The sequence below is a fragment of the Mycobacterium sp. genome (genome assembly GCF_032162105.1).
In the GTDB taxonomy this organism is placed as follows: Bacteria; Actinomycetota; Actinomycetes; order Mycobacteriales; family Mycobacteriaceae; genus Mycobacterium.
In genome coordinates, this window is sequence record NZ_JAVRPS010000619.1 from 1 (window position 1) to 8,310 (window position 8,310).

The window sequence follows — 8,310 nt, forward strand, 5'->3', positions numbered from 1 at the left end:
GGCCCGATCGGCGGAGTTGGCATGTCGGGCAACGGGTTCAGCCACAGCACTCTCACCAACGCTGATCAGTTCACTGAGTGGAAGTGGATCACCGTTCGCGACGAGATTGCCCAGTACCCCTTCTAGTCCCTGCCCCGCTTGCCCGGCCAGCAGTCCATTTGCGCCTGAACCCGTCCCGTTCGGTCGCGGGTGGAACACACCTGAGGAGACCAGCCATGACCTATCACGTATTCGCACCAGAACTGATCAGGGAAGCCGACACCACCTTCGCCGACGACACCGACGTCATCGTCGTCGGAACCGGTGCGGGCGGCTTCACCGCGGCGATCACCGCGGCGAACAACGGCGCCCGGGTCATCCAACTCGAGAAGGCTCAGACCATCGGCGGCACGACCAAGAAGGCGGCCGCCGCCTACTGGGTTCCCAACAACCACTTCATGAAGCAGAAAGGCTGGGCTGATCCCAAGCCCGACGCACTCAAGCACATGGCGCGGCTGACCCGCCCTCAGCACTACGACCCGAACAAAGCGAATCTCGGGCTCACCGACTGGGAATACACGATGACCGAGGCGTTCTACGACAACGCCGGCACCGCCATCGAGACGCTCACCGCCTGGGGCGCGCTGGAACCGATCCCCTGGGACGTCCAACCCGACTACTACGCCCAGATGGACGAAAACAAGGCGCCCCACGGCCGCATCATCTACCCCCACCTGTTCGGCGGCGGCCCCGACGACATCGGCGACGGCACCGACATGATCACCGTATTCGCCCAGGCCGCCGACGCCGAGAACGTCGACCTGCGCGTCGGCCACGCGGTCACCAAGGCTGTGGTCAACGACGCGGACGAGGTCGTCGGTGTCGTCGCGGCCACCGCGGACGGGGAGATCGCGATCAGAGCCTCTCGCGCAGTGATCTTCGCTTCCGGCGGATTCACCCATAACCGTGACCTGCGCGCCGCATCGCTTCCCGGCCCGATCATCAGCGGCTGCGCGGCCAGCACCAACACCGGCGATTTCCTACCCATCGCCCAGGCCCTTGGTGCGGATCTGGTCAACATGAACGGTGCCTGGTTGGCGCCCATGGTGCTCGACCGCGCCATCGCCAACCACCCGGATCAGGTGTGTTCCTTCAGCATCCCCGGCGACAGCATGCTGTGGGTCAACAAATACGGCCACCGCGTGGTCAACGAGAAGGCCCCCTACCAGGACGTCGTCCCCACCTTCTGGGCCTGGGAGTCACAGAAGGCGGAGTACCCCAACCTCGTACTCGTGATGATCTGGGACCGCGAAACCAAGAAATTCCACTCGGGCGACAAGTACGGCAACCCGATCATCCCCGACGGCGGCAACCAGGACCACATCGTGTCCGGGACAACACTCGGCGAACTTGCCGATGCGCTACGTGCACGCCTTGCCGTCTATGCCGAGAGCATCGGCGGCTGGAATCTCGACACCGCATTTGAGACCAACCTGACCGATACGATCAAGCGCTACAACATGTTCGCCGAAAACGGTGTTGACGAGGACTACCACAGAGGTGAAGCTCCGATCGAGCTGTACTTCAACATGGGCGGCCGGCCCGGCAACGACAAGAACGAGACCATGTGGCCGATCCTCGACGACGGCCCCTACTACGCCACGTTGCTCGCACCGGCCACCCTCGACACCAAGGGCGGCCCGCGCACCAACGCGGCCGGCCAGGTACTTACCCGGTCGGGCGAACCGATTCCCGGGCTCTACGCCGCAGGCAACTGCGCCGGCGCCTTCTCCGCCGGGAGCTACTGGGCCGGCGGCGCGACCCTCGGACCGATCATCACCATGGCCTACCTGGCGGGCCGCGATGCCGCGACCCAACCGATCCGGGCGCGCAGCGCCGTCCCGGCGACCGTATGACGGCCTCTCCGCAACCGGCGCAATCCCCGAATCTCCCTGATTGAAAGGACTTCCCCCATGACCACATCCGAGAATCGCGTCGCCGTGGTGACTGGTGCCGCCCAGGGTTTCGGCCGCGAAATCAGCATCGGGCTCGCCGAGTCCGGGGTCGACGTCGTCGCCCTCGATCTCAACGAGGCGAAAGACACCGTCAAAGCCATCGAAAGTGCCGGGGCTCGCGGCGTCAGCCTCGTCGCCGACGTCTCCGACCCAACCGTCACGACCAAGGTGAGTGACCTGCTGAACGAGGAGTTCGGGCGCGCCGACATCCTGGTGAACAACGCCGGCATCTACCCCAACGTCGCCTTCGACGACGTCGACTACCAGCTGTGGAACAAAGTGATGACGATCAACCTGGACTCCCAGTTCTTCATGGTGAAAGGCGTACTCCCGCTGATGAAGAAGGGCGGCTGGGGCCGCATCGTCAACATCACTTCCAATTCCATCGGACTGCCCATCCCCGGCCTCGCCCACTACATGGCCAGCAAGATGGGTGTCATCGGCTTCACCCGTGGGCTCTCCGCCGACGTCGCCGAGTTCGGAATCACCGTCAACGCAGTCGGACCCACCGCATCGAAGACACCGGGCGGACTCGCCAACATCGACGAACAGCACATCGATCAACTCGCTCAAAGTCAGGCGATCAAGCGTCCCGGCACCGCCAAAGACATCGTCGGCACCGTGCTCTTCCTCAGCGGCGACTCCAGCGCATGGGTGACCGGACAGACCATCATGGCCGACGGCGGACTCTATCGGCTCTGACTCACCGTCCACCCTAACTCCAGCCAGGAGTTTCAACCCACCAGAAAGGAAACGAACATGGGACGTCTGGATGGAAAGGTCGCGCTGATCACCGGAGGCGGCCGCGGACAGGGCCGTTCGCACGCGCAGCTACTTGCCAGGGAAGGCGCCGACATCGTCGTGACCGACATCTGCGAACCAATTCCGGCGGTGGCACCCTATGACACCGCGACCCAAGACGATCTGGACACGACGGCCAAACTGGTCGAGAACCTCGATCGCCGCTGCCTGGCGATCAAGGCTGACGCGCGCAGTTCGGCCGAGATGAAACGCGTCGTCGACACCGCAGTGGCCGAGTTCGGCCGCATCGACGTTCTCGCCGTCAACCACGGCGTCGCCATCAATCTCCCGTGGGACCAGCAGACCGACACGGTCTGGGACACCGTGATCGAGAACAACCTGTCAGCGGTGTGGCGCGTCGCGAGAGCGGTAGTGCCCCAGATGATCTCCCAAGGTTCGGGATCCATCATCTTCACCGCATCCACCGCCGCCGTCACCCCCTACCCCTCACTGTCTGCCTACAGCGCGGCCAAGACCGGCGTGCTGGGTCTGATGCGCTCGCTGGCGACCGAACTCGGGCCGCACACGATCCGGGTCAACGCGGTGTTACCCGGCAACACCGGCACCCCGATGCTGCACAGCCAGTCGGTACTGGACATGTTCAACGGCGGCCCCGGCGGCACCGTGGAGAAGATGCAATTCCCCTCCCAGGCGACGATGCTGCTGCCCATCCCGTGGCTCGAGCCCGAGGACATCTCGGCGGCGGTGTTGTTCCTCGCCTCCGACGACGCCCGTCACATCACCGGGGTCGCACTGCCGGTCGACGGCGGAACCCTGACCCAGCCTCCGGGCATTCCGGCCATTGCGGCGACCCGTATCGGCGAGTTGGAAGCCCAACTCGCCAGCAAGCAATGAATTCCCACAACGACATCACCATCAACAAGGAGAGCAGAATGTCTGATATCGAGGCTCGTCTGGACGCACTGGAGAGCCGCAACACGATCGCGGATCTGGTATCGAAATACGCCCAGTCCTTCGACCGCCACAACCGGGAGTGGCTGCGTTCGTTGTGGTTCGAGGACTCGGTGCTGAATCTGGGCCCGACGTTCGGCGACCCCTTTGTCGGGATCGACGCCATCATGGCCGCCGCCGAGACACTGTGGGCCAAGACGCCGCGCATGCACCATTGGATGGCGAACCCGCTGATCTCCATCGCCGGCGACAAGGGCACCTCGGAGACGGCGCTGGACTGCTTCGTCATCGACTCCGAGGACGGCCCGACCCAGGTCGGCGGGCTCTACACCGACTACGTCGAGCGCCGCAACGGAGTCTGGAAGATCGCCCGCCGTGAGTTTGACCTGCACTACTGGGCTCCACTTCCCACCTGGCAGGCAGCGACCGGCAGCGACCTGAAGGTTGCCGGCGTCTAACCGCAACTGCACAAAGGCGACGCCCGGTCAGTCGACCGGGCCTCACCGTCATTGCGACGTCCGTGCAGTCGGGGGCGTCGCGTCCCGACCACGGGCGGGGTGATCGCGAACTATCCCGCGGTGTTGGAGTTGCTCAGCAGATGCTCCAGGCGTGCCACATCCTCGCGGAGAAGGTCCAGGGCGTGTGATACTCCGCCGGATTCGTCGGTGCGTGTGGACAGCAGCCCACCCAGGGCAATGTCGGCCAATTGGCGGGCCATTCCATCCGGCGTCTGCGACGCCGCACCATCGCGCCGCGGATACCAGAAGGCAACCCAGTTCGACACGCCCGCCAATGCGAAGGCAGCAAGTTCGGGATCTACTGGGCGACAGTCCCCTTCGTCGATCGCCGCCGACACCAGAGTCCGCAGCGACGCCAGCGTGTCTCTGCGCGCCTTGCGGTACTGCTTGCCGACAGCATCGGTGAGCCCGCCTTCACTGTTGAGCAGCAGCCGAAAGCGCTGAGGGTGTCGCGCCACGCGCACCGCCATGTCGTAGACACCCTCACGCAGCCGATCGACCGCCGGGCGGCCGGACGCCGCCGCCAGCGACCGCAGCTCCTGCGCGGTCTCGACGGTGAACCCCCGAACGAGTTCCTCAAGCAGCGCGTCCTTGCCGGAGATGTAGTGATAGATGCCGGTCCGGGTAAGGCCCACCGCGTCGGCGAGCTCCTGGAGCGAGGTGCCGGCGAAGCCCTTCTCGGCGAACAGGCGCTCGGCGGCCTCCATCAGCTGGCCCATCACCATCTCGTGGCGTACTGGGCTCTTGGTCGTCGGTTTGGCCATGGGTTCATCATGCCAGGTCACGCTCACGCTTCTCGACATTTCGAGGTTGACTCTGGACGGCAGCGTCGATATATTGACAGGTATGTCGCGCGGGTCTTTCATCGGCTACTCCCAGGCTGAGCCGGATGCTGGTCTAGTGGATTTCTCCGACGGTGACCGTGAGACGTTCCGCGGCCTCGGGCTCTGGTCGGGGCGCACGCTGGCCGCGGAACTCACCGCAGCCGCATGCGCTCACCGCGCGCTGACCGCGTTGGTCACGACCGAGGTGCGATGGACATACGGCGAACTGCTGACCCGATCTGAGGCCTTCGCCCGTGGTCTGCAATCGACCACTGATCTGCGGCCGGGTGACCCGGTGATGTTTCAGATGGGCAACGTCGCGGAGACGGTGATCGGTTATCTCGGCGCGCTGCTGGCGGGCTTGCGGCCGGTCTGCACACTGCCGCAGCACGGCACCCGTGAGATCGGGTTGCTCGCCGAGCACGTCGGGGCGCGAGCGCTGTTCGTTCAGGGCGACTTCGGCAGGGGCCAGATGCCCCACCAGGCAGCGGAATTGCAACGGGCGGGTGTTATCGAGCATCTTGTGGTCTTCCGGGGTGAGGCATTCCCGGGTGCGCATTGTGCGGCCGACATCATGGAATCGGGCGCAGCGGCCACCACCGCGCTGGCCTACGAATCGATGGACCCGTGGCAGGTCGCGGTGTTCCAGTTGTCCGGCGGCACTACGGGATTGCCGAAGGTGGCACCCCGCATGCATGAGGAGTACACCTACAACGCCCGGGCGTGGGCGCAGGAGATGGGCTGGCACCAGGGGAGTGTGGTGCTCTACCCGCTACCGCTGATGCACAACGCGGGCGTATCGCTGGCATTGCAACCCGCAATGCTCTCCGGAGCGACACTCGTGCTCGCCCAATCGGCGCAAGTATCCGACATTCTGGACATGATCGAGGCGGAGCGACCGAACGCCATCCCCCTGGTCCCGCCGGCGGTCGCCATCAGGATTCTGGAGGAACCACGAAGCCGGGACGTCGACATGTCCTGCATCCATGATTTTGTCGTCGGCGGGCAGAAGCTCCCGACCGACGTCGCGGTGCGACTGCGCGACGAGCTCGGCATCTCGATCCGGCAGAAGTTCGGAATGGCCGAGGGCATGTTCCTGGTGACACCGCGTAACGCCGACGAATGGGCGCGATTCAACACGGTCGGACGACCCATCTCCCCCTTCGACGAGGTGCGGATCACCAACCCGAAGACCGGTGAGATCATGCCTGCGGGTGAAGTCGGTGAGCTCCTCGCCCGAGGGCCCTACACAATCCGCGGCTACTACCGCGCACCCGAACACAATGCGGTCGCCTTCACAGCGGATGGCTTCTACCGCACCGGCGACCTCGCGCGTGAGCACCGGATCGGCGACGAGACCTACTACTCCATCGAAGGTCGCATCAAGGATGTGATCAATCGTGGCGTCGAGAAGATCCACGCCGAAGAAGTCGAAGAGATCATCATCGGCCATCCCGATGTCGCGACCGCCGCGCTGGTCGCGATGCCCGATCCCGTTCTCGGCGAGAAGGCGTGCGCCTATCTGGTCATGAACGCAGGTGCAGCACCGCTCGATGTGACATCACTCGGAAGCTTCCTACTATCGGCGGGATTGGCCAAATACAAACTCCCTGAACGCGTCGAGACGATCGACCGGCTGCCATTGACCAATGTCGGCAAGGTGTCCAAGAAGGACTTGCGACACGACGTCGAGCGCAAACTCTCCGGCTCCAACCACAACGACTGAAGGCCAGGGCCGTCGATGGCGGCGGCTGTCTTCGTGATACTCAAAGAAAGGTCGATCGTGACCATTCATCCGACGCGTATCGGACTCATCGTGCCGAGTTCGAACATCACCGTCGAAACGGAGATGCCCCGCATCCTGTCCGGCGTCGAGGGAATCGACTTCTCATTTCACTCGAGCCGAATGCGGATGCACGCGGTAACGCTAGAACAGCTTCGCGCCATGAACTCTCAACGTGAGCGATGCGTGTTGGAGATCGGCGACGCCGGGGTCGATGTGGTTCTGTACGCCTGCCTGGCCGCTATCATGGCAGCCGGGCGAGGCGAGCACCGGTCGATCGAGTTCGCGGTGGCCGAACAACTCGCGACCGGGGGCTCCGACACCAAGGTGCTCTCCAGCGCTGGCTCCCTAGTGCGTGCACTGACCGATTTAGGTGCCAAACGCGTGGCGCTGGTGATGCCGTACGCGAAGCCGTTGGCCCAGACAGTCGCCGAATACATTGAGGCCGAGGGCTTCACCGTCACGGACTGGCGCGCGCTCGAGGTGACGGACAACGCCGAGGTCGGATGCATTCCCGGTGACCAGGTCATGCAGGCCGCCCGCGGCCTCGACCTGACCGACGTTGATGTCCTCGTCATCTCCTGCTGCGTGCAGATGCCTTCACTGGACTTGGTGCAGGCGGCAGAAGACGAATTCGGACTGCCGGTGCTCTCCGCTGCGACCGCTGGTGCCTACTCGATTCTGCGGGCGATCGGGATTCGGGTGGATGTCCCCGGTGCCGGGAGCCTGCTGCGGGCCGATGCCGGTGTCGGCGTTGCCTGACCCACTGACTTCAATCAACGAGGAAACGATGAGTGAGAAAGCAATACACCGCGTGCGAGGTGTCGACCATGCCGCATTCCCAACATTCGACCCGGCCGGCACGGTCCGGTTCTACCGGGATGTCCTGAAGTTCCCGGTGGTCCACTCGATCTGCGCGGCCGGGTGGGGACCAGAGAAGCACCCGGACTTCATCCACTTCTTCTTCGACATCGGCAATGACGACAGGATTGCCTTCTTCTACTACTTCGGCTGGACGCCGATGGGCGATCAGTCCGCGCCAGGTGATGCGTGGGCCCGCCTGCCGCACGACACCCCAACGTTCTTCAAGGATTCCCGACACCTCGCCATCCACGTGGACGATGACGACGACCTGCTGGAGTACCGACGCCGGCTCGACGATTCCGAGTGGCCGGTCGAGATGAAGGTCATGCACGAGACGATCGAATCGATCTACACCCACGACCCCAATGGCTACATGATCGAACTGACCCGCGCACTGCGACCTGTCACCCCGCAGGAGGACCTCGACGCTGAGCTCACCATCGACGCACTCTGCAGCGTGGCGCAAGAACGGGACCCGTCGATGGAGAAACTGTTGACCCGCAAGGCGGAGCTCATCGTCGAACGCGCCGCACGGTGGACCGAGTCCCAGAGGGAATCGGTGTGAAAGTGGCATGCCTCTACGTCCTGCAGATTCCCGAGAACGAGGGCGTTAT

8 protein-coding genes are annotated in these 8,310 nt (G+C 64.2%); 7 read left to right on the top strand and 1 reads right to left on the bottom strand.

The window, feature by feature from the left end; all coding sequences use genetic code 11:
- Positions 1-215 precede the first annotated feature (215 nt).
- Genes QOC69_RS31495 through QOC69_RS31510 form a run of 4 tightly spaced genes read left to right on the top strand, consistent with a single transcriptional unit; the run spans position 216 to position 4,165 of the window.
- Complete coding sequence (locus QOC69_RS31495) at positions 216-1,895, top strand: FAD-dependent oxidoreductase (protein ID WP_526446426.1); 1,680 nt, start codon at positions 216-218, stop codon at positions 1,893-1,895.
- A gap of 57 nt (positions 1,896-1,952) precedes the next feature.
- Positions 1,953-2,696, top strand: coding sequence for an SDR family NAD(P)-dependent oxidoreductase (locus QOC69_RS31500; protein WP_526446427.1), 744 nt, complete (start codon positions 1,953-1,955; stop codon positions 2,694-2,696).
- 57 nt (positions 2,697-2,753) lie between these two features.
- A complete protein-coding gene (locus QOC69_RS31505; RefSeq protein ID WP_526446428.1) occupies positions 2,754-3,650 on the top strand; it encodes a mycofactocin-coupled SDR family oxidoreductase in 897 nt (298 codons plus the stop codon).
- Positions 3,651-3,688: 38 nt separating this feature from the next.
- Positions 3,689-4,165 (top strand): nuclear transport factor 2 family protein, encoded by a 477-nt coding sequence (locus QOC69_RS31510; protein ID WP_526446429.1) that lies wholly within the window; start codon positions 3,689-3,691, stop codon positions 4,163-4,165.
- 110 nt (positions 4,166-4,275) lie between these two features.
- Here the strand turns inward: QOC69_RS31510 and QOC69_RS31515 are convergent, their stop codons facing one another.
- Complete coding sequence (locus QOC69_RS31515; RefSeq protein WP_526446430.1) at positions 4,276-4,989, bottom strand: TetR/AcrR family transcriptional regulator; 714 nt, start codon at positions 4,987-4,989, stop codon at positions 4,276-4,278.
- 46 nt (positions 4,990-5,035) lie between these two features.
- On the opposite strand from QOC69_RS31515, the gene QOC69_RS31520 reads away from it, so the two are divergent.
- Genes QOC69_RS31520 through QOC69_RS31530 form a run of 3 tightly spaced genes read left to right on the top strand, consistent with a single transcriptional unit; the run spans position 5,036 to position 8,261 of the window.
- On the top strand, positions 5,036-6,775 hold the full coding sequence (locus tag QOC69_RS31520) for an AMP-binding protein (RefSeq protein ID WP_526446431.1): 1,740 nt from the start codon (positions 5,036-5,038) through the stop codon (positions 6,773-6,775).
- A gap of 57 nt (positions 6,776-6,832) precedes the next feature.
- Positions 6,833-7,594 (top strand): maleate cis-trans isomerase family protein, encoded by a 762-nt coding sequence (locus QOC69_RS31525; protein WP_526446432.1) that lies wholly within the window; start codon positions 6,833-6,835, stop codon positions 7,592-7,594.
- Positions 7,595-7,622: 28 nt separating this feature from the next.
- Positions 7,623-8,261, top strand: a complete 639-nt coding sequence (locus QOC69_RS31530; protein ID WP_526446433.1) for a VOC family protein — start codon at positions 7,623-7,625, stop codon at positions 8,259-8,261.
- The last annotated feature ends 49 nt before the right edge of the window (positions 8,262-8,310 follow it).